The sequence below is a fragment of the Clostridium sp. 2218st1_F5_2218SCRN_220325 genome (assembly GCF_039062665.1).
In the GTDB taxonomy this organism is placed as follows: domain Bacteria; phylum Bacillota; class Clostridia; order Peptostreptococcales; family Peptostreptococcaceae; genus Intestinibacter.
Genome location: NZ_JBCLNH010000008.1, coordinates 1 through 21610, shown reverse-complemented (window position 1 = coordinate 21610; position 21610 = coordinate 1). Strand labels below are relative to the sequence as shown.

General features: G+C 25.9%; 19 protein-coding genes. 18 read left to right on the top strand and 1 reads right to left on the bottom strand.

Annotation, left to right across the window (positions count from 1 at the left end; translation table 11 throughout):
• The first annotated feature begins 4 nt into the window (after positions 1-4).
• The 15 genes from ABCM86_RS06350 (at position 5) to ABCM86_RS06280 (ending at position 15786) form a co-directional block, all read left to right on the top strand.
• Positions 5-1081, top strand: a complete 1077-nt coding sequence (locus ABCM86_RS06350; RefSeq protein WP_343003700.1) for a DUF3866 family protein — start codon at positions 5-7, stop codon at positions 1079-1081.
• Complete coding sequence (locus tag ABCM86_RS06345) at positions 1074-1604, top strand: NUDIX hydrolase (protein ID WP_295733255.1); 531 nt, start codon at positions 1074-1076, stop codon at positions 1602-1604. The genes ABCM86_RS06350 and ABCM86_RS06345 overlap by 8 nt, the downstream gene beginning before the upstream one ends.
• A gap of 67 nt (positions 1605-1671) precedes the next feature.
• Positions 1672-2265, top strand: a complete 594-nt coding sequence (locus ABCM86_RS06340; RefSeq protein ID WP_343003699.1) for a hypothetical protein — start codon at positions 1672-1674, stop codon at positions 2263-2265.
• A gap of 11 nt (positions 2266-2276) precedes the next feature.
• On the top strand, positions 2277-3170 hold the full coding sequence (locus ABCM86_RS06335) for a tyrosine-type recombinase/integrase (protein WP_295778350.1): 894 nt from the start codon (positions 2277-2279) through the stop codon (positions 3168-3170).
• A 304-nt stretch (positions 3171-3474) separates the two neighbouring features.
• Entirely contained in the window at positions 3475-4545 is a 1071-nt protein-coding gene (gene mltG, locus ABCM86_RS06330) for an endolytic transglycosylase MltG (protein ID WP_195930408.1), read from the top strand.
• 81 nt (positions 4546-4626) lie between these two features.
• Positions 4627-5298, top strand: a complete 672-nt coding sequence (locus ABCM86_RS06325; RefSeq protein ID WP_195930410.1) for an O-methyltransferase — start codon at positions 4627-4629, stop codon at positions 5296-5298.
• Positions 5291-6217, top strand: a complete 927-nt coding sequence (locus tag ABCM86_RS06320) for a peptidase U32 family protein (protein WP_195930412.1) — start codon at positions 5291-5293, stop codon at positions 6215-6217. Before ABCM86_RS06325 ends, ABCM86_RS06320 begins: the two co-directional genes overlap by 8 nt.
• A 110-nt stretch (positions 6218-6327) precedes the next feature.
• Positions 6328-7986 (top strand): penicillin-binding protein 2, encoded by a 1659-nt coding sequence (locus ABCM86_RS06315; RefSeq protein WP_343003698.1) that lies wholly within the window; start codon positions 6328-6330, stop codon positions 7984-7986.
• A 144-nt stretch (positions 7987-8130) separates the two neighbouring features.
• Entirely contained in the window at positions 8131-8781 is a 651-nt protein-coding gene (gene sigK / locus ABCM86_RS06310; RefSeq protein WP_195930416.1) for an RNA polymerase sporulation sigma factor SigK, read from the top strand.
• Positions 8782-8982: 201 nt separating this feature from the next.
• The gene (locus ABCM86_RS06305; protein ID WP_343003697.1) at positions 8983-11319 is read left to right on the top strand and encodes a sensor histidine kinase; all 2337 of its coding nucleotides are present in this window, start codon (positions 8983-8985) and stop codon (positions 11317-11319) included.
• A 48-nt stretch (positions 11320-11367) separates the two neighbouring features.
• A complete protein-coding gene (locus ABCM86_RS06300) occupies positions 11368-13614 on the top strand; it encodes a hypothetical protein (protein WP_295572557.1) in 2247 nt (748 codons plus the stop codon).
• A gap of 101 nt (positions 13615-13715) precedes the next feature.
• The gene (locus ABCM86_RS06295; protein WP_343003696.1) at positions 13716-14063 is read left to right on the top strand and encodes a hypothetical protein; all 348 of its coding nucleotides are present in this window, start codon (positions 13716-13718) and stop codon (positions 14061-14063) included.
• Positions 14047-14787 carry a hypothetical protein gene (locus ABCM86_RS06290; protein ID WP_195930848.1) on the top strand — a complete coding sequence of 247 codons (741 nt, stop codon included), beginning with the start codon at positions 14047-14049 and terminating at the stop codon, positions 14785-14787. Before ABCM86_RS06295 ends, ABCM86_RS06290 begins: the two co-directional genes overlap by 17 nt.
• Before the next feature lie 19 nt (positions 14788-14806).
• Entirely contained in the window at positions 14807-15226 is a 420-nt protein-coding gene (locus tag ABCM86_RS06285) for a hypothetical protein (RefSeq protein ID WP_195930847.1), read from the top strand.
• On the top strand, positions 15223-15786 hold the full coding sequence (locus tag ABCM86_RS06280) for a hypothetical protein (protein ID WP_195930846.1): 564 nt from the start codon (positions 15223-15225) through the stop codon (positions 15784-15786). The genes ABCM86_RS06285 and ABCM86_RS06280 overlap by 4 nt, the downstream gene beginning before the upstream one ends.
• Positions 15787-16292: 506 nt before the next feature.
• Here the strand turns inward: ABCM86_RS06280 and ABCM86_RS06275 are convergent.
• A complete protein-coding gene (locus tag ABCM86_RS06275) occupies positions 16293-17180 on the bottom strand; it encodes a LysR family transcriptional regulator (protein ID WP_195930845.1) in 888 nt (295 codons plus the stop codon).
• Between the two features lie 308 nt (positions 17181-17488).
• On the opposite strand from ABCM86_RS06275, the gene ABCM86_RS06270 reads away from it, so the two are divergent.
• From ABCM86_RS06270 to aroE, 3 genes are all read left to right on the top strand, one after another.
• Positions 17489-18328: a sugar phosphate isomerase/epimerase family protein gene (locus tag ABCM86_RS06270; protein ID WP_295572562.1), complete on the top strand. Its 840-nt coding sequence runs from the start codon at positions 17489-17491 to the stop codon at positions 18326-18328.
• Between the two features lie 140 nt (positions 18329-18468).
• On the top strand, positions 18469-20394 hold the full coding sequence (locus ABCM86_RS06265) for an FAD-dependent oxidoreductase (protein WP_343003695.1): 1926 nt from the start codon (positions 18469-18471) through the stop codon (positions 20392-20394).
• A gap of 138 nt (positions 20395-20532) precedes the next feature.
• On the top strand, positions 20533-21408 hold the full coding sequence (gene aroE, locus ABCM86_RS06260; RefSeq protein WP_343003730.1) for a shikimate dehydrogenase: 876 nt from the start codon (positions 20533-20535) through the stop codon (positions 21406-21408).
• Positions 21409-21610: the final 202 nt, after the last annotated feature.

Here is a 21610-nt window from a genome sequence, read left to right as displayed (position 1 = left end):
TGATATGATTAGTAAAAAAGTGGGGATTGTTGAATCTATAAAAAGTAGTGACGATGATTTACAAGATATAAGAGTAAGTATTGATGGACAAATTCAAAGAGCATACAATTATCCTAAAATGACTGGAAAAGTAAATGAAGGCGATAAAGTTATTTTAAATACGACAGCTGTAGAGCTTAGCTTAGGTACAGGTGGATATCACTTTGTAATAAGCAATTTAAATAATATGGAGTCAGATTTAGACGCAAATGGACATATTATGAAACTTAGATATACACCTTATCAAATAGTTGTAGATAGTGTAGAAGACCACGAAAGTAAGTATCACGATCTTATAAATGATTTTGAAAGCTTAGACGACTTACCTGTCGTTGTAGGAACATTACATAGTATGCTTACACCTTTTGTAGCTTCATACAAAAGAAATAATCCAGACAAGAAAATCGCATATATAATGACTGATGGTGCTGCCTTACCACTTTATTTAAGTATGAATATAAAAAATTTAAAACAAAAAGGCTTAATAAATTCTACTATAACAATTGGAAATGCGTTTGGTGGAGATTATGAGTGTATAAATATATATACTGCTCTTATAACAGCAAAAGAAATCGCAAAAGCTGATGTAGTATTTGTAAGTATGGGTCCTGGTATTGCAGGAACAGGTACTAAATACGGATTTACAGGAATAGAGCAAGGACAGATACTAGATGCTGTAAAAAAACTAGGTGGAAGACCTATAGCTATTCCTAGAATAAGTTTTGCAGATAAAAGAGATAGACATCAAGGGATATCACACCATAGTATAACTGTATTTGATAAAATTGTTAATGTAGATGTAAATATACCTATAACAATTTATGAAGATGAAAAGTTAAATAAAATTAAGGCACAGATAAAAGAAAATAAATTAGACGAAAAACACAACATAGTATTCGTAGAAAATAACAAATGCAAAGAAGATTTAGAGCACTTTGGATTAAAAGTTAAGAGTATGGGAAGAAATTATGATGAAGATAGTGAGTTTTTCGATTCTGCAAGTAGTGCTGCATATTATTTAATGGAGGTATGCCATGATTGAGAAAGAAAATACTGTAAGTAGTGATTTGATATATACAGGCAAAACTGTTAGTTTGAGAGTAGATACAGTTGAAGTGCCTAATAAAGGATATCAAAAAAGAGAAATAGTTGAGCATAACGGTGTTGTAGCAGTAATAGCTATAACAGAAGATAACAAAATTATTTTAGTAAAACAGTATAGAAAATCAATTGAAGATGTAGTTTTAGAAATTCCAGGTGGCAAGTTGGAGTTAAATGAAAATCCGAGAGAATGTGCCATAAGAGAATTTAGAAAAAAGACAGGATATGATGCAGAGAGTTTTAAATTAATACACAAGTTTTATCCTTCAGTAGGTTTTTCAAATCAAATGATATTTATATATCTAGCTAAAAAACTTGAAAAACTTGAAGATAAGCAAGAAGAGCAACAAATAGAAATAAAAGAAATAGACTTTGATGAAGTATATAAAATGGTTTTAAATAATGAAATAGTAGATGGAAAGACATCTTTAGGTATACTGCTATCAAAAGATTTAATTAAATAAATATAAAAGGAATAACCTCCTCTAAGTTAACATAATATTTTATGTAAAGATAGAGGAGGTTTTTAAATTGAGGAAAAAAGATTTTTACAAGAGAAACAAAAGCTTAATAATTATAAGTATAATTTTTATTATATTTGTAATAGTTGGATCATGTCTAAACAAAATGGATAGTAGTAACTTAGATAATATATCAAACCAGATAGGAAAAATAAGTTCTTACTATGATGGAAATATAAACAAAAAAGATTTTATTTTTACAAACATAAAAGAATATATAAGATATTTAGGGTTGATAGGTTTAGGGACTTTATTTTTCTTTACATATCCAGTTGCTATTATTGTGTTTATAGTAAAAGCTATGTCTATAGGCTATACTATAAATACAAGTATTATACTTTTGGGATTTAGCAGTTTTAAGATGTGTATTATTGTATTTTTTAAAAATATTGTTATAGTACCTATGTCGATAATTTTAATCGAATTATCGATAGGATACATAAAAAGTGTTTATAAACAGTTGAAAAAGAATAGACAAGATAGTATAGTATCTTTAGGAAAAGAGTTTGTATTAAATTTAATAATTATTATGTGTGCTTCTATTATATTACAATCAATACTAAATATAATAAGTATTAGCATAATACAATTCCTAGCAAGATAAAGGAGTTAAAAATGAAGGTTTTAAAAGAGTATTTAGATTATATAGAAAAAACTAAAAAATTATCAAAAAATACAGTAGCATCTTATAATAGAGATTTAAAAAAATATATAGAGTATTTAAACAGCAAAGAGATAAATATTTTAGATGTAGTTGAAAATGATATAATAAGTTATTTGATTGAACTTGAAAAAGAAAATATATCAGTTTCATCGATTTCTAGAATGATATCTTCAATAAAATCATATCACGATTATTTATTTTTTGATGGACTGGCTAAAAATGACCCAGCAAAAAATATAAAAAAACCTAAAGTAAAAAGAGAAGAAGTAGAAATTCTTACAGAAGAAGAAGTAGATAAGCTTTTAAAATTTGAAGATTTATCAACACCAAAAAAAATAAGAGATAAGGCTATATTTGAAGTTTTATATGGAACAGGGATTAAAGTTTCAGAACTTATTGATATGAATTTAGAAGATATAGATTTGGATATAGACTATATATACTGTGGAAGCTCCAAAAATCAAAGAGTTATACCTCTGTGTGAAGCTACTAAATTTTATTTATTAAAATATATAAATGAGTCTAGAGATTTATTGACATATCCAGAAGAAAAAGCATTGTTTGTAAATGCACAAGGACAGCGATTTACAAGACAAGGACTTTGGAAATTAATTAAAAAATATGCAAAAGAAGCAGACATAAATAAAAATATAAATCCTACGACGCTTAGACACTCTTTTGCAATACATTTATTAAATGGTGGTGCAAATGTAGCTGTTGTAAGCAAAATATTAGGAAATTCTAATTTATCGAGCTTACAGCTGTATTTAAAATATATAGATAAAAATCTAAGAAAAGAAATCAAGGAAAAACATCCACGCGAAAACGACATAAATTTTAAATAGTAAAAACCTCTATAATCTCATAGAGGTTTTTTTATTCTAAGGAAATTATACATTATATGGTTTGTGGATAATGTATAATTTCTAACCTATTAACTAAAGCAACGGAATCTTTGATTCGTTGGCGATATGAGCGAAGCGAATTTTTTATTTATTAAAATTAAAATCTATGTTTATAATATGTTAAATTTGGAAATACTATAGAAAAATATTTGTCTAAGTATTTTGTAATAAGTATTTTATTGTTGAAATATTGCTAACTAAGTTTTATAATAAAGAAGATACAAATATATCAAGGAGAAAAAATATGAAATTAAGTAAAAAGAGGGTTATCATATTGGTATCTTCCGTTATTTTATTAGTACTTATAGGAGCACTATTTGTAGCTTATGAAGGCGGACCTTATGATAAAAATAACGGGAAAGACATAGTAGTTGATATTCCTATGGGTTCAACTGTTAGTAGTGTGGCTGATATTCTTAAAGAAAACAACCTGATAAAAAACGAAGTTCTATTTAAATTAAACTTTAAAATGAAAAATAACGCTTCACATATGAAATCAGGAAAATACTTATTAAGTCAAAAATTATCTAATTCTGATATTATAGAAAAATTAGTTTCAGGTGAAATATATCGAGATGGTATTAAAGTTACTATACCAGAAGGATCTACATCAAATGAGATAATAGCATTATTAGTAAAAAATGAATTAGGCAAAAAAGAAGACTTTGAAAAATTAGTATCAAATCCAAGTGAATTTTATAGTGATTTTGAGTTTTTAGATCAAAAAGATATAAAAAGTTTAGAAGGATTTTTATATCCAAGTACGTATTATTTTGATAAAGATGCAAAACCTAAAGATATAATAAAAGAAATGCTTAGTCTATTTGATAAAAGCTATACTGATAAATTAAAGAAAAAACAAAAAGAAAGAAATATGACTCTTCAAGAAGTTGTAAATTTAGCATCTATAGTCGAAAAAGAAGCAGTAATAGATGAAGATAGACCTATTATAGCTAGTGTATTTTATAACAGACTAGAAATAGGAATGCCTCTTCAATCAGATGCGACACTTCAGTATATCTTTGAGACAAGAAAGAAGAGTATAACATATAATGATTTAAAAATAGATTCTCCATATAATACTTATATTAAAAAAGGATTACCACCGACACCTATTGCAAATCCAAGTATAAAATCAATAGAAGCAGTACTTGAGCCATCAAATACTGATTATTTATACTTTGTAGCTAGCATAGATGGAGGCAATGTTTATAGTAAAACATATGAAGAACACAAAACAAATGTAAACAAATACAGAAAAGACAGAGATGAAAGAAATAAAGCATTAGAAGAAGCATCTAAAGAAAATAATTAATAATAAAAGTTTTGTATGGATTATATCTTAAATTGGGTATAATCCATATTAATGTTTAATAGAAATCGAGGAGTGAAAATTTTGAGTAATATAGTAAATAATGTCGTTGAAGATTATATAAGAGAGACTTTAAAAGACACAGAAGGACTTTTAAAAGAATTAGAAATATATGCAGAGGAAAATAGTGTACCAATAGTACACAAAGAAGTGGCAGATTTATTAAAAGTACTTTTAAAAATGCAAAAACCAAAGAGAATTTTAGAAGTTGGATGTGCAATAGGGTATTCTTCTATATTATTTGCAACAACATGCGGAGAAGATTCTGACATAACAACATGTGAAAGAAATCCAGTTATGATTGAAAAAGCTAAAGAAAACATAAAAAGAGCTGGATTTGAAAATAATATAACAATACTTGAAGGTGATGCAGTTGAGCAGCTTCAAAATGTAGAAGGTGAATTTGATATGATCTTCTTAGATGCTGCTAAAGGCCAATATAAATTATTCTACGATTTAGTAATAGATAAACTAAAAGTAGGTGGAGTATTAATATCAGATAATATCTTATATAAAGGTATGATTGCTAGCGACGATTTAGTAGTTAGAAGAAAGAAAACTATAGTAAAAAGAATGAGAGATTATCTAGATTATATCTGTAATTGTGATTATCTAACGACTTCACTTTTACCAATGGGAGACGGAGTTGCTATAAGTTATAAAGACAGTAAAAGAGGAGAGAATAAAGATGCATAAAATGGAGCTTACTTGCTATGCAGGAAGTTTAGAATGTTTAAAAGCAGCACTTGAAAGTGGTGCAGATAGCGTATATGTAGGAGGAGAATCTTTCGGAAGAGATACTTTATCAGATGACTTTTCAAGAGAAGATTTAATAGAAGGTATTAAGTTTGCTCATGAAAACAACAAAAAAGTATATGTAACAATTAATTTACTTCCACATAATAAAGATTTTAAAGAGTTCGAAGCGTATTTAAAAACTTTAGACGAATTAAATGTAGATGCTGTTATAGTTTCAGAAGCTGGTACTTTAATAACAGTAAAACAAATTTTACCGGAAATGAAAATACATTTAAGCAATGTTTCAAATGTATACAATTACGAAACAGCTAATTTCTGGCACGAACAAGGTGTTGATAGAGTTGTAATCTCAAGAGAGTTATCTATAAAAGAAATGGAAACAATGAGATTAAATACACCTGAAAGTCTAGAATTAGAAGCATATGTTCATGGACCAGTAATAATGTCTTATTCAGGAAGAAAGCTAATAACAAGTTATTTAGAAAGCAAAGGAAAAGACAACTATTCTTCTAAGAAAAAATATAATTTAACAGAAGAAAAGAGACAAGGTCAATATTCTCCTGTTTATGAAGATGAAGCAGGAACAATATTCTTTGCAAGTAGAGATTTATGTATGATTGAATATCTAGATAAATTTATAAGAGCAGGAGTGAGTACTTTAACTATTGAAGCAAGACTTAATGATGAAAAGTATGTAAGAGAAGTTGTGCCAGTTTATAGAAAGGCAATAGATGACTTCTACAATAATAACTTCGAGTACAACTGTACTGAAGATATGTTAGAGACATTAAAAAATGCTACTCCTAGAAAGCATACAACAGGATTCTATTTAGATGAAACAATAGATTACGATTAATAAAAATATAGTAGGTTTTAATTAAAATTTACAAATTATAGAAATATAAAAATAAAAGTATGGACCCCTTAATTATTGTCAAAAATGACAAATAATTAAGGGGTGATTTTATGTCTAGAAAAATAAATAATATTAATAGAATTCTAGCAAAACGAATTAAAAATGGTTTTTATATATTTTTAATAATATTTTTAGCATTAATTATTAGACTATCATATTTAAGCATTTATAAATACGAATCTTATAGCAGTAAGATAGAAACTCAAAGTACACAAAAGGTAAATTTAAATTCTGGAAGAGGGATTATTTACGACAGAAACAATAATCCTCTGACAGATACAAATAAGACACAAGTGATAATAATGCCTAAAAGTGTTATTACAGATAATTATAAAAATATAAACACAATCAAAACAGTTACAGGTTTAGATGAAAATGATATCTTCAAAGCAGTACAAGATCAAATTGACAGTGAATTAATAGAAATAGAAGTAGGAAAATTAAGTACAAGTCAAATAAATAAATTAGAAAAAATAAATATAATTGTAGAACAAAAAACTAATAGATATAAAGACGACAACCTACTATCTCATACAATAGGATACATAAATAAAACCGATAGAAATGGAGTAAGCGGTATAGAAAAGAATATGAACTCAGAGCTTAAAAATTCCAACGAAAAATACATATCAGTTTTTAAGGCAGGAGATTTAGGCAAAAAAAGCGGGCTTAAAATAATTGAAGGTAGTATATCTAAAGTTACAAATAACAATAAAAATTTAAAACTTACAATAGACTCTAATATACAATCTAAGGTAGAAAAAATAGTAGATAAAGAAGAAAATCCTACAGCAGTAGTAATTTCAGACGTTAAAACAGGAGAAATACTTGCAATGTCATCGAGACCAAACTTTAATCAAAATAAAATAGAAGATTCAATAGACAAAACAGATGGCCAATTGCAAAACAGAGTAATATCAGCAACTTATCCACCAGGTTCTGTATTTAAAATGGTTGTATTGTTTGCTGCATTAGAAAATAAAGTAATAACAAACAGCACATATTACTACAACTGTACGGGAAGTGAGCAAATAAACAGCAAAGAAAAATTAAATTGCAATAATTTATCTGGACATGGAATACAAACCCTAGCAGAAGTATTTGCAAACTCATGTAATACTGCATTTTATGATATAGCAAAAAAAGTAGGAAAAGATGAAATTTATAAAGCGATTGAAAAACTTCATTTAAATGAAAAAATAGATATTGGATTAGATGAAGAAGTCGAGCCTAATATACCAGATAATATCTCATTGAGTAATTTGTCTATAGGTCAAGGCTCACTAGGTTTTACTCCACTACAAATAAATCAAATGACACAAATTATAGCTAATAATGGTCTTTATAAGCCATTATATATATACGATAGTATAGTTGATGACTCCATGAACGAAATAAAAAAATTATCTACATCTAAGAAGGAAGAATTAATATCACCTTATACATCAACACAAATTAAACAATTTATGATAGGCGTTTCACAAACAGGAACAGCTAAATCACTAAGTGATTTAAAAGATGGATGTGGTGTTAAAACAGGGACAGCACAAAGCAGCGTAAACCATACAAAGGTATCGCATGGATGGATAACAGGCTTTTATCCAAAGGATAATCCTAAATATGCAATAACAGTCTTAGTTGAAGGTACAGAAAAAAACAGCGAGTCTGCAATACCTATTTTTAAAGACATATGCAATAGTATAAAATAATAAAAATATATATAGTGATTTAATATGTAAGTCAATGTTATAAAAATTTTACTTTATAAAATAAAATTTTTACATCGAAAACGGAAACTTCTGAATCAATAAATCATATAATTTAAAATGACAGTTGATTAAGGGGGTGGCGCCTTGACTACTATTAAATCATTTGAAAAACCATTAACCCCTGAAGAAGAAGTATATTATTTAAATTTATTAAAAAATGAGAATAATAAAGAAGCTAAGGAAGTTTTAGTTGAAAGAAATATGAGATTAGTAGCTCATATTTCTAAAAAATATAATAATTCTAGTGAAGAGTTAGATGATTTGATATCCATAGGGACTATAGGTCTTATTAAAGCAATAGATACATTTAATGTAGACAAAGGAATAAGGCTTGCTACTTATGCTTCAAAATGTATAGAGAATGAAATTTTAATGAATATAAGAAGTAATAAAAAAAACAAGATGCAGGTATCATTACAAGATCCAATAGGAGTAGACAAAGAAGGAAATGCAATAAGTTTAATAGATATATTAGGAACTGACGTAGATTATATAGTAGATAAAGTAGAACTAAAAATGAAAATAAGTAAACTTTATGAAAAGATAGAACAAATTTTAACTGAAAGAGAAAATGAAATAATCAAACTAAGATACGGACTTACACCGCATGGCTATAAGACACAAAGAGAAATAGCTCAAAAATTAAATATATCTAGATCTTATGTATCTAGAATTGAAAAAAAAGCATTGAAAAAATTGAAAAAAGAATTAAAAATAGAAAAAAGCCTTATTTAAGGCTTTTTTTGTCGCACATTATTTATACTTACAGTTCATAAAATGACAAATTATTTATATTTAATATGCTAATATTAAGTATACAAACAAAGTACAACAGTAAACGCTGAAGTATATTGGAAAAAATTATTTTTTAATTAAGATTTACGTAAATATGTTTAAGTTTATGTAATATATTAAATGATAAATGGGGGATAGATTATGAACACATCAGATAAAATTTTATTATTAAATAATATTAATTTTGTAATAACTACTACTATAATTATAATGTCTGTATTTATTTATTATTTAAAAAGAGAATTACATTACATATGCTTTGCAATGGTATATTTTATCGAGTCAATATTATTTATAAATCTAGCTGTAAATGGTCTATTTAATAATTATGGTATTAGTTTAGGATATTTATTTGTAATAAAAATACTATGTCTCGTAATTAATAGAAATTCTTTAGAGTCAAATAGCTTTAAGAAGATTTTATTGATAGTAATAAACTCGACTGGATTATTTTTGATAAGCTATAGTACTATGATTAGTTTAGTTTTAGATATAGCAGTAAATTTAATAACTTTGTATATATATGGATACAAGATTTTTGCAAAGGTAAATAACGAATTCTCATATATTAAAGTAAAAGCAAAGATGAATGAAGGATATATACAGAGCTTAATTAAAGAGATCCAAAGCGAAGTTGATAATAATGATAAATTAGATAAAAAAGAAGAACAATTAAATAATATATTTGACATTTCTTTATCAAAATGCAAATTTCCAATATTAATTTTAGAAAATAATATCGTAAAGTACACAAATAATAAATTTAATAAACTATTCAAAGAAAGAGATTTTGATAAATTACATGTAGAAAGTTTTTTTAGAAAAAGCTTTTATAACCCAAAAGAAATTATTGATACTATAAACTCACAAGAAAGAGTTTTAGATATGAATATAAACTCAATCAAAGGACAAGCCTACTTATTAAATGCAGTAGAACTAATAAACCAAAACAAAAAATTCAAGGTTGTTCAGTTTTGTAATTTAAAAAGCACTTATAAAGAAAAAGAAAAAATAACATTTAATGAAAATAGCTATAAAAAACTAATTGAAGTTATGGATGATGGCATTCTTATTATTAATAAAGATAAGATTGACTATATAAGCAGTAAAGTAAAAGACATATTAAGCATAAAAGATAAGATATATTCAATAGAAGATTTACTACCGTATATATCGAGTGTGGAAAGAGATAAATTTATAAAAAATATCTCATCAAATAAACTCAATAAAGAAAATAGTATATGGTATACAAAAACTTATAAAAATAAAAGTTTAAAAGTATCACAGAGCTTATTAAATATTGATAATAAAGAATTAAAATTAATAATATTTTCTGATATAACACAAAGTCAACAACTCATGGAGGATATAGAAGAAAGAGAGACAATATACAGAGTATTATTAGAAACACTTCCAGATGGTATTGTCATAATGGACAAAACTACTCAAAAATATATTTATAAAAATAAATATATGATAGAGCAATTTAAAAAAATAGGGATAGATAAATTTAATAATATTGTAGATGAATATCTGCATTCAGTTGATTTTGATAATGAAAAAATAATTAATTTAAATAAAAAAGAAAATGCATCCATAGTTATAACAGATATAAAAAGTGAAAATGTATATATTATTGTTTTTAAAATTTTAGAAAATAATCAAAAGATACAAGATATAAGAGAAAGATTGAAAAAAACACAGCAAACCGAAGAATTTAAAACACAATTTTGCATAGATGTAGTCGATAAAATAGAAAATCCAGTCGATAATATGTTATATGAAAACACAATTATGAAAAAGAATGTGAACTCTCAAATAATAAAAAACCATGTTGATTTAGTAAGAAAAAATTTATATAGATTAAAAAAAGTTTTGGATAATATAAATGACATAATGGATATAGAAAATCTTTCATACGATTTGAATTATGTTGTATTTGATGTTGTCAAATTGCTAAAAGATATATCGATACTATCTAAATACTATATAGACAGAAAATATCTAAATTTAGAATTAGAATTTAGTGATGATGAAATATTAGTTTATCTAGATAGTGTAAAATTACAAAAGATTATATTAAATATCTTATCTAATGCGATAAAATTTACTGATAAAAGTGGAAAAATAAAAATATCAGTAGAGAAAAAAATAGATTTTATAGTAATTAGCATAAAAGATAGTGGAATTGGTATACCAAAAGACCAAATGAATTTTATATTTGAAAATTTTGAACAAATAGATAGAGGTCTATCTAGATTGGCAGAAGGTATGGGTATGGGGCTTTATTTAGTAAAGCAGCTAGCTGAAATACAAGATCTCTATTTAAATGTAGATAGTGAGTTAAATAAAGGCAGTGAATTTAAAATATTAATAAGAAATACAGAAAATTCTTTCTTAAAAAATAAATATAAAAAAGATATCTGTATAAAAAAAGAATTTGTAGATATACAATTTGCAGATATATACCCAGCATAAATATATGTAACTATATATTGTTCATAGCTGAAATAGGGAGGGAGAAATATGGTGATTCATTGTATAAAAATATTTACTATTGCTATATGCATATGTTGTTTGATTATAAATAGATTTACTTTAGTTAAAAAAAATAAAAAAGTAATAAAGTTTAGGATGATACTTCTTACTACATTTCTTATATTACAGATAACTAGCATTTTATTCGAATATTTTAAAATCAACAAAGATATAGTCGATATATACAGCAGCATAGTTGTATTTTTTATAATAATAAATTATTTTAAGAAACAACAATTTATCAAAAAACAAATAATAGGAGTTTATATATTTTTTATTTTAGTTGATTTGATTTTGAGAGTACAACAAAGAAGCTTATATATGAATAACTTATTAGATATGGTAATTTTAGTTTTAGTATTTAGTAAAAGTGCAAAACTATATTATAAAAATGTATATAGCAGATATAAAAATATAAAAGCAAAATCATATAGATTAAATATAAATACAAAAATATATAATTCTAAACTATATATTTTGAGACAAGAAAATATAAAAAGAGAAAATATACTAAATAAAAATATTGATAGCTTTAAAGAGCTACTACTAAACTCAAATACTAAGCTATATTTTATAGACCAAACACTAACATATGTATATGAATATGTGTTTGGAGAGATGAGTTTATATAAAATTAAGAGATTTAAAACTTTCTTTGATAAAAATAATACCGATAATTTAATCATATTAGAAAATATATATAATACACTTTATAGTTGTGAGGATTTAGAGTTTGAACTAAAGCAAAGTGAAAATGAATATAGTAAATATAATCTATATCCAAACATCTTACTTGAAGGAACTATGGGGATATTATTAGTAAAAACTAATATTTCATTACAAAGTAATTTACAAGACTATACCACAACTTATACAGGATTTAAGAATATAGTTGAAAACATACCATATGATATAATTTTAGAAAAAGATAATAAAATAATATACCAAAATAAAGACTCTATATATGATAAAAATATGATGAATATTATCTTGGATAAAAATATAAAAGGTAATATAGAATACTCTATAGACAAATATAATAAAAATTTTTATATAGATAGAATTGAACTTGAAAATAAAAAACACAACTTAATTGTTTTGAAAAATATGACAGAACAAAAATCTCTAGTGGATAAGATGAATTTAACAAAGAAAAAATATGAATTATTTGTCGATATAATATCAGAAGCTGTATTTGTACTAGACCACAATACTAACAAAATAAAATATACTAATAAGAGTTTTGATAAAATATTACAACAACATAAATTGAAAATATCAGATATGTACGACTTAATAAATTCATCTGACTTAACTTATTGTGATATGTCTTTTAATATGACATTTAAAAATAAGAAAATAAAAAATTGTTTAGATGAGGATGTATATTTAAAATTTGCAAATATGGTATTGAATATAAATCAAAAAAATATAACTATAGGTGTTTTTAGAGATGTAACACAAAATGTTAAAGACAAAATTATTAAGAAAAAGATGGAGGAAGATACATACAGTAAAAAATTAAAAAATGAATTTTTAATAAATTTATCGCATGAATTAAAAACACCAGTCAACCTAATATACTTAAAAAATCAACTCACAAGATCTCTTTGTGAAAAAAACAATATTGTAGAAATTGAACAAGTAAACTTATTAAATAAAGAATTAAAGAATATACAAATACTGATGACGTTGATTGATAATTTGATTTCGCTTGAAAAACTAAACTTAGAGTCTTATAAAGATAATAGAAATTATTACAATATAGTTGAAATACTAGAAGATATAGTAATAAGATTAAATACATATAAAGGTGTAGATATAATATTCGATACAAATGAAGAAGAAATATTTACTTTTATAGATTCACACAATATAAGTAAAGTAATAACTAGATTATTATCAATTATGTATAAGTGTTCAGATAAGAAAGAAGTGATAAATTTTGATATAAATAAGAATAGACAAAAAATCAATATACATATATATCACGACAGTAAAGATAATATAAAAAATATCAATCCTCAGGAAAAAGAAATAATAGATACGAGCATTTTACTTTGTAAATTAGTCTTAAATTTATATAATGGTGATTTACAAATAAAAAATAAATTTAACGATATAAGTATTCAATTAGAAAGTATAGACGATAAAAAATATTATCACAATAAATCGAATATATTTATCGGTGATAATTTTATAGAGGAAGAATTTAAAAAAATTTATAATTTATAAATTAATATTTTTTGATAAGAGAATGATTGAAAAATTATTCTCTTATTTTTGTATATAAAACAAATATATGGAAATAATTCATATAAAAAGGAATGAATAGATTGAAACGAAGTGGTTTTACAACATTAGAATGTATTATTAGTCTGGTTATTTTATCAATAATTACATATATGATAAGTTTTTCTATGAACAACAGCTTTAATTTATTAAATCAAAATGAAGAACACTTAGAAATGTTAAATTTAGCACAAAATTATTTAAATGAGATAAAATACGATATTAAGTACAATGAGAAAATTAATATAGGAAGTCAAACATTAAATGTAGATAATTTTAAAATTAATAAACTTATCAAAAAAAACAGTCACTATAATTGTTATGAAATTGTAGTAGAAGTAAAATCAATAGACAGGAGTGTAAATATTAAATCATATGTCACGAAAAAATAAAGGCTCAATTCTAGTAGTAACAGTATTTGTATTTTTACTTGTTAATATAATTGCAATAAACTGCACATCTATTGTCATGAGCAATATTAAATATACAAAGTATAATGATGAAGAAATATACTTAAAGGAACAGTGTTTAAGTAAAATAGAAATAATTTATTCAAATATTTTAAAGGAAGTAAAAATAGCACTGGACGAAAGTGGTGATTATGAAAGTTTTAACTCACATTTTATATCTGATAATTCATCAGAATTTATAAATAAAATAAATGATTTATCAGATACATCACTAGATAATAAAAAATGCAATATAACAAGGATAAATACAAATTCCGAAAATTATATTTATTATAAAATTGAAAGTAGCGTATCTTATAACAAATTTATTAAAACTATTGTTGCGTATATAAAGATAAAAAATCCATTTCCAAAAGATACAATAGTAGAAAATAACGAAAGTTCACAAGAAATACAAAACTCACAAGAATTATATACAATAAATCAAGATGATCCAAGTTTAGAAGATAAAAATATAGAAGATAATAATGATAGTGCTAAAAATTATCTTCAAGAAAATAGTGAAAATAATATAGAAATAGAAACAGATAAAAAAGATATAGTAAGCGAAGAAAACGAAAATTTAGGAAATACAGATGAGATAAAACAAGTAGAAGAGATACAACCAAGCGATTTAGTAATAATATATGAAAGTAAGGAGGTATAGATATGAAAAAAGAAGGAATGTGACTTTTATAGAAGTTATAATAGGAATTACGTTATTAGCTTTAATAGGCACAGTATCATTTGTTAAGTTAGATTTATCAAATTACAAAATAAACTCGTTTATAAAGCAGATGACGACAGATATTAGATATATAAGGCAGATTAATAAAATAGGAAATGAGAAAGTGTATATGCTTTTTATTGAAGAAAATAATTGTGAAGGATATATATTAATGGAAGAAGGTAGACAATCTAAAAAAGTATTTTTACCTAAGGGAATTGAACTTGCGTGCCCTACAAGTAAAATACTTTTTAATACAAAAGGTGGATTTTATAAAGGAGGAACAACTATAACTATAATAAAAAAAGACAATTATACAGATATAACAATAGTACCTACGAGCGGACGTATACTAATAAAAGAAGGTATATACAAATGAGAAAAAGAAGTGGATACGTCTTATTAGAAATAATCATATCTGTATTTATAATGTCTATAATAATAACATGTCTATTAAGTATTATGGCTGTTATAAATAGAGCTAATAAAAATATTGAAGATAGAATTGAGTTAAGCCAACAGACAGAAGAGATAACTTCTCAAATCACTCCTTTAATCGAAGAAAGTATGAATATAATAAGTATAACGACAATAGATAGAAAGACAATACAAAATTTAGAGCTAGGAAAAGAATACGATGTTTTATCAATAAAGTTAAATTTCAAAAATAGTGAAAATGAAAACAATATAGCTTTAAAAAATAGAGAAATAAGTTATAAAAAATCATCAAAGAAATTATTTATAAATACTTTGCGATCAAATAATGCTAGTGAAACTGGTGGATATGAGATAGGAGACTATGTAAAAAGTATACGTATAAAAAAGGAAAGTTCAAACATAATATGCCTCATCTTAAATCTAGAAAAAAATAATATGGAAGTAGAAAAGTCTATAAAACTATATGTAAGGTATGATAAATTACTAGAAGCTAAATATTAAAAAAGAATTAAAAAAAAGTACAAATCTAGGGTAGATTTGTACTAAGCTTATTGGGGAATATTTTTAAATACAATAATTTGATTTAAAAATATTTCGTTTTGTATGGGATTTATATTTCCTTAATATTTACCATTTATTTTTATGATTTAATTCTACATTATAATTATCTATAAAACAAATTATTAATAAAGGGTGTTTTTATAGATAATTTCTATAGATATATATATAATATAGAAAAGTATTTAATTTAAATAAACTTACAAATTTAATGAGCTTAAACTCGCAATGATAGAAAATATTTTTAAAAATATCCAAATATATAGATAAATACTATAGATAGTTAATATATCTATAAAACTACATTATTTGTATTGATAAATTATATAAACTTATTTATACTATATAAATAGGTATATTTATTTGTGTACTAACTTTAGAATTTCTAAAGAAATGATTATTATTTTTTATAATTTAAAGGATGACTACTCGATTAGTCATCCTTTTTTTTAATCTAATGTATAATTTTCAATTACGAATGATTTGAAATTCTCTGCAATCGGGGTAAGCGTTTTATCTTTTAATACAGCTAGATAAAAGTTTCTTTCCCATGTCGGTGATTTTATTTCAATAGTCTTTAAATCCATAAATTTTAAAATAGGCATATAAGGTACTATTGCAATACCAAAGTTGTTAGAAACTAATCCTGCAATTACCTGATCTTCTTCTATTTCATATGTAATTTGAGGTTTTTTACCTATTGAATCAAATAAATTATCTATAATCTGTCTAAGTCCACTCTTTGAACTAAATACAATTTGAGGATATTCAACTGTTTGCTCTAAAGTGATTGAGTCATATTTAGCTAATTCATGATTTGACGGAACTATAAGAACTAATTTTTGAGCAGAAACAGGTATAAATTCTATATTTTTTTCTTTTTCTGATTTTGAACAAAATATCATATCGTATTTTTGCTCTTTTAATGATTTTATTAGATCAGCAGTAGTTGTTTCAGTATGAAAATTGAAATTAATTTTTTTATCTGGATTATTCTCAATATAGCTTTTACTTAGCCTAGGTACAAAGTTTGTACCTAAAGTACGTAAAAATCCTAAATCTATATAGCCTTCCCCGTTGCTTATAGATTTAAGTTCAAGAACACTATCATCAAGAATTTTTAATGATTCTTTCACTTTTTCTAAAAAAATTTTCCCGCATTTTGTAAGGACAATATTACGTCCTTCTTTTTGAAATAATGTGACACCAAGTTCTTTTTCAAGTAGTGAAATGGCATGACTTAAACTTGGTTGAGTAATACAGAGCTCTTCTGCAGCTTTAGTATAATGTTCTAGCTTTGCTAAAGTAACAAAGTATCTTAAATGATATAAATTCAAGCTTATTCCCCCTTTTTAATCTATATTTAAAATTTAAAGAGTGTTTTTTATTTAACACTTTAATAAAGATAAATAAAAGATTTCAAACAATTATTTATCATAAGTATAGATTTTATAAAACTAATATACTAAAAATTATATATAAAATCAATAAATTGATAGATTATTATCAATTAGTCATATAAAAAATACTGTGATAACATTTAAACATAAGATAAATCAAAGAAAAAATGCAAAATAAAACGACAAACAATTAACAAAGAATAAAAAATAATTTTAAACAAATGTACAATAAGGGGGAATAGAATATGTCAAAACAACATCCATTAACAGTAAGTTCTTATACTTTAGGAACAAAGGTAACTTTTGAAGAAAGAGTAATCGCAGCTAAAAATGCTGGATATGAAGGAATAGGTTTAAGAGCTGAAAATTATATAGCAGCATTACAAGAAGGATTACACGATGAAGATATATTAAATATATTAAAAAAACACGATATGAAAGTAACAGAAGTAGAGTATATAACTTTATGGGCTGATGATGAGAGAACATTAGAACAACAAATGAAAGAACAAATTTGCTTCAAAATGTGTGAATTATTTGGTGTAAAACAAATAAACTGTGGTCTAATGGAAAACTACTCAATAGAACATACAGCACAAAAATTAAAAGAATTATGCTTAAGAGCAAAAGACATAATAATAGGGGTTGAACCAATGCCATACAGTGGTATACCAGACTTAGAAAAAGGATGGAAAGTAGTAGAAGCATCTGGTTGTGATAATGCAAAAATAATATTAGATACATGGCACTGGGTAAGAGCAAACCAACCATTTGAAAAAGTAATAGATATGATACCAGCAGATAAAATAGTATCAGTTCAAATAAATGATGTTCAAGCTAGACCATATGCAAAAGAAGTTTTAAGAGATGAGTCAATGCATGATAGAGTTGCTCCAGGGTGTGGATATGGAGATACTGCAGGATTTTGTAAAATGTTACAACAAAAAGGTGTTAAACCAAATGCAGTAGGTGTTGAAGTTATATGTGATGAATATGTAGAAAAAGGTGTAGATTTTGCAGCTAAATATACATATGACAATGCAGTAAAAGTTTTAAAAGAAGCTTGGCCAGAAGTTTTAGCTTAATAATATAAAGTTTAAATGTAGATATTAAAAAATAATAATCATTTATTAAATATATATTGAGAATTTTTAAATAGATATAAAATACTAAAAATTGAAATCTTACAAATTAAAATTAACTTAAATAGGGAAGAGGTAATATTATGAATTTTGAAAATATGTTTAAGCCTATACAAATAGGTCCTATGAATGTACCAAATAGATTTGTTGTCCCTCCAATGGGCAACAACTTTGCAAATACAGATGGAACTTTAAGCGAAAAATCTAAAAATTATTATGCTGCAAGAGCAAAAGGTGGATTTGGTCTTATAACTATTGAATCTAGCGTTGTTTATTATAAATCAAAAGGTGGTCCTAGAAAACCTTGTCTATTTGATGATAGCGTAATAGATAGCTTTAAAAATGTAATAGATGCATGTCATGCTGAAGGGGCAAAGGTTTCTGTACAACTTCAACATGCAGGTCCTGATGTAAATCAAGCTATAGCAGGATATCCAATAGTGGCAGCATCACCAATACCATCAAAAGATGGTCATCCAACGCCACAAATACTAAATACTGAAGAAATATACGATATAATTGAAGCTTATGGAGATGCAGCTTTACGTGCTATGAAAGCAGGAATAGATGCAGTTGAACTTCACTGTGCACATGGATATTTAGTAAGTACATTTATATCACCTAGAACTAACAAAAGAGTAGATGAATTTGGCGGATGTTTTGAAAATAGAATGAGATTACCTCGTTTAATAATAGAAAATATAAGAAAGAAAACAGAAGGCAAAATAGCTATATTAGCCAGAATAAATGCACAAGATGATGTTTTAGGCGGACTTAGTGTACAAGATAGTACAGCAGTAGCAGTTTATTTAGAAGAAGTATGTAAAATAGATGCTCTACATGTATCTCGTGCAACTCACTTAAATGATGAATATATGTGGGCACCAACTACTATACATGGAGGATTTTCTTCAGATTTAGTATCAAGTATAAAAGAAGTAGTAAATATTCCTGTAATAACTGTAGGTCGTTTTACTGAGCCACAATATGCTGACATAATGGTTAAACAAGGAAGAACTGATTTAGTGGCATTTGGACGTCAAAGTTTAGCTGATCCAGAAACACCAAACAAAGCTAGAGATGGCAAATTAGAGCTTATGACACCATGTATAGCATGTCTACAAGGATGTGTTCCAAATATGTTCCAAGGTAAACCAATAACTTGTTTAGCAAATCCATTATTAGGACGTGAAGGCGAATTAACTATGACTAAAGAACCTAAAAATGTATTAGTTATAGGTGGTGGAGTCGGCGGAATGCAGGCTGCTTGGGTAAGTGCTTTAAGAGGACACAACGTAACATTAGTTGAAAAATCATATACATTAGGTGGTCAAATGAGACTTGCTGCATACCCACCAGGAAAAGGCGATATAACTAATTTAGTTCGCAACTTTATAGCAAGATGTAATGAATATGGAGTAAAAGTATTATTAAATACAGAAGCAACTGAAGAATTTATAAAAGAAATGAATCCAGACGTTTGTATAGTTGCTACAGGTGCAACTCCATTAGTACTACCAATACCAGGTATAAATGATGTTGGCGTAATAAATGCTATAGATTTATTAGATGGGCAAAAAGCCTGTGGTACAAAAGTTTTAGTAGTAGGCGGAGGAATGGTAGGTGCAGAAACTGCAGAATTCCTAGCTGAACAAGAACACGAAGTATCAATAATAGAATTTAAAGATAAAATAGCTGGTGATGTAGCTAAAGAACATAGAAAATACATCATGGAAGCATTCGATAAACACAAGGTAGAAAGTATAACAGGTGCAAAAGTTGCAGAATTCTATACTGACGGTGTTAAATACGAATTAGCAGATGGTTCTGTACATGAAGTAAGAGGATTTGATTCAGTTGTACTTGCAATGGGATCTAGAAATTATGATCCAATAAGTGAATCATTAAAAGATATAGTAAAAGAAACTTATGTTATAGGGGATGCAGTTAGAGCGAGAAGAGCTTTAAATGCAACAGAAGAAGCATTAAATGTAGCTTTAAGCATATAATAAATAATTAAATTTCTGATATAGTTTAATAATTGCAAACTTGGTTGGTGTTTAGAGTGGGGGCTCTAAACACCAATGCCAAAGTCGTTTTAGGGATAAGATGGCATAGCAATATGGGGGATATCAAGAATCGGAGGAATTGAAATGGAAATATCAGGTAAAACAGGTTTATTAGGATTAATAGGGTCACCAGTAGGACATTCAGGCTCACCTGCAATGTACAATTATAGTTTTGAAATATTAGATTTAGATTATAGATATTTAGCATTTGACATACCTGTAGAAAAAACAGAAGATGCTGTAAATGCTTTTAGAACTTTCAATATGAAAGGCGGAAATGTTACAATGCCATGTAAAGGTGAAGTTGCTAAATATATGGACGAATTATCTCCAGCTTCTCGTATAATCGGTGCTTGTAATACAATAATAAACAAAGACGGAAAATTAATAGGTGATATAACAGACGGTAAAGGTTATGTAAGAAACTTAAAAGAAAATGGTGTCGATATAAAAGGCAAAAAAATGACTATAATGGGTGCAGGAGGGGCTGCAACTGCTATACAAGTACAAGCTGCTTTAGACGGAGCTAGAGAAATATCTATATTCAATAAAAAAGATGGATTCTTTGAAAAAGCACAAAATACTGTCGAAGCTATAAAAAGAGAAGTTCCAGAATGTGTAGTAAATTTATTTGATATAGATGATACTGAAAAATTATATGAAGAAATAAAAACAAGTGATATACTTACAAATGCAACTTTAATAGGTATGAAACCTTATGATAATGAAACAAATATAAAAGATACTAGCGTATTTAGAAAAGACTTAGTAGTTACAGATGTAGTATACAATCCAATTAAAACTAAGATGATATTAGACGCTGAAAAAGCTGGTTGCAAAGTTGTAGGCGGAAAAGGTATGTTATTATATCAAGGTGTTGAAGCATTTAAATTATTTATGGGACAAGAGATGCCAGTAGAAGAAGTAAAAGCTAAATACTATTCTGATTTATAAAATTTAAATAAAAGATAAGATAAAGTGTTGATAGTATGATTTTTCTATCGACACTAAATCTTTATAAATAATTAAGTTAATGAATTAACAAAGTTGAAATGATAAATAATATGTTTTTTTTATATGATGAATTATCATATTAAGTGCAACACTTAAAAATGGATAAAAAAATAGCTCATAAGTTTATGTTCATGTTACAGTA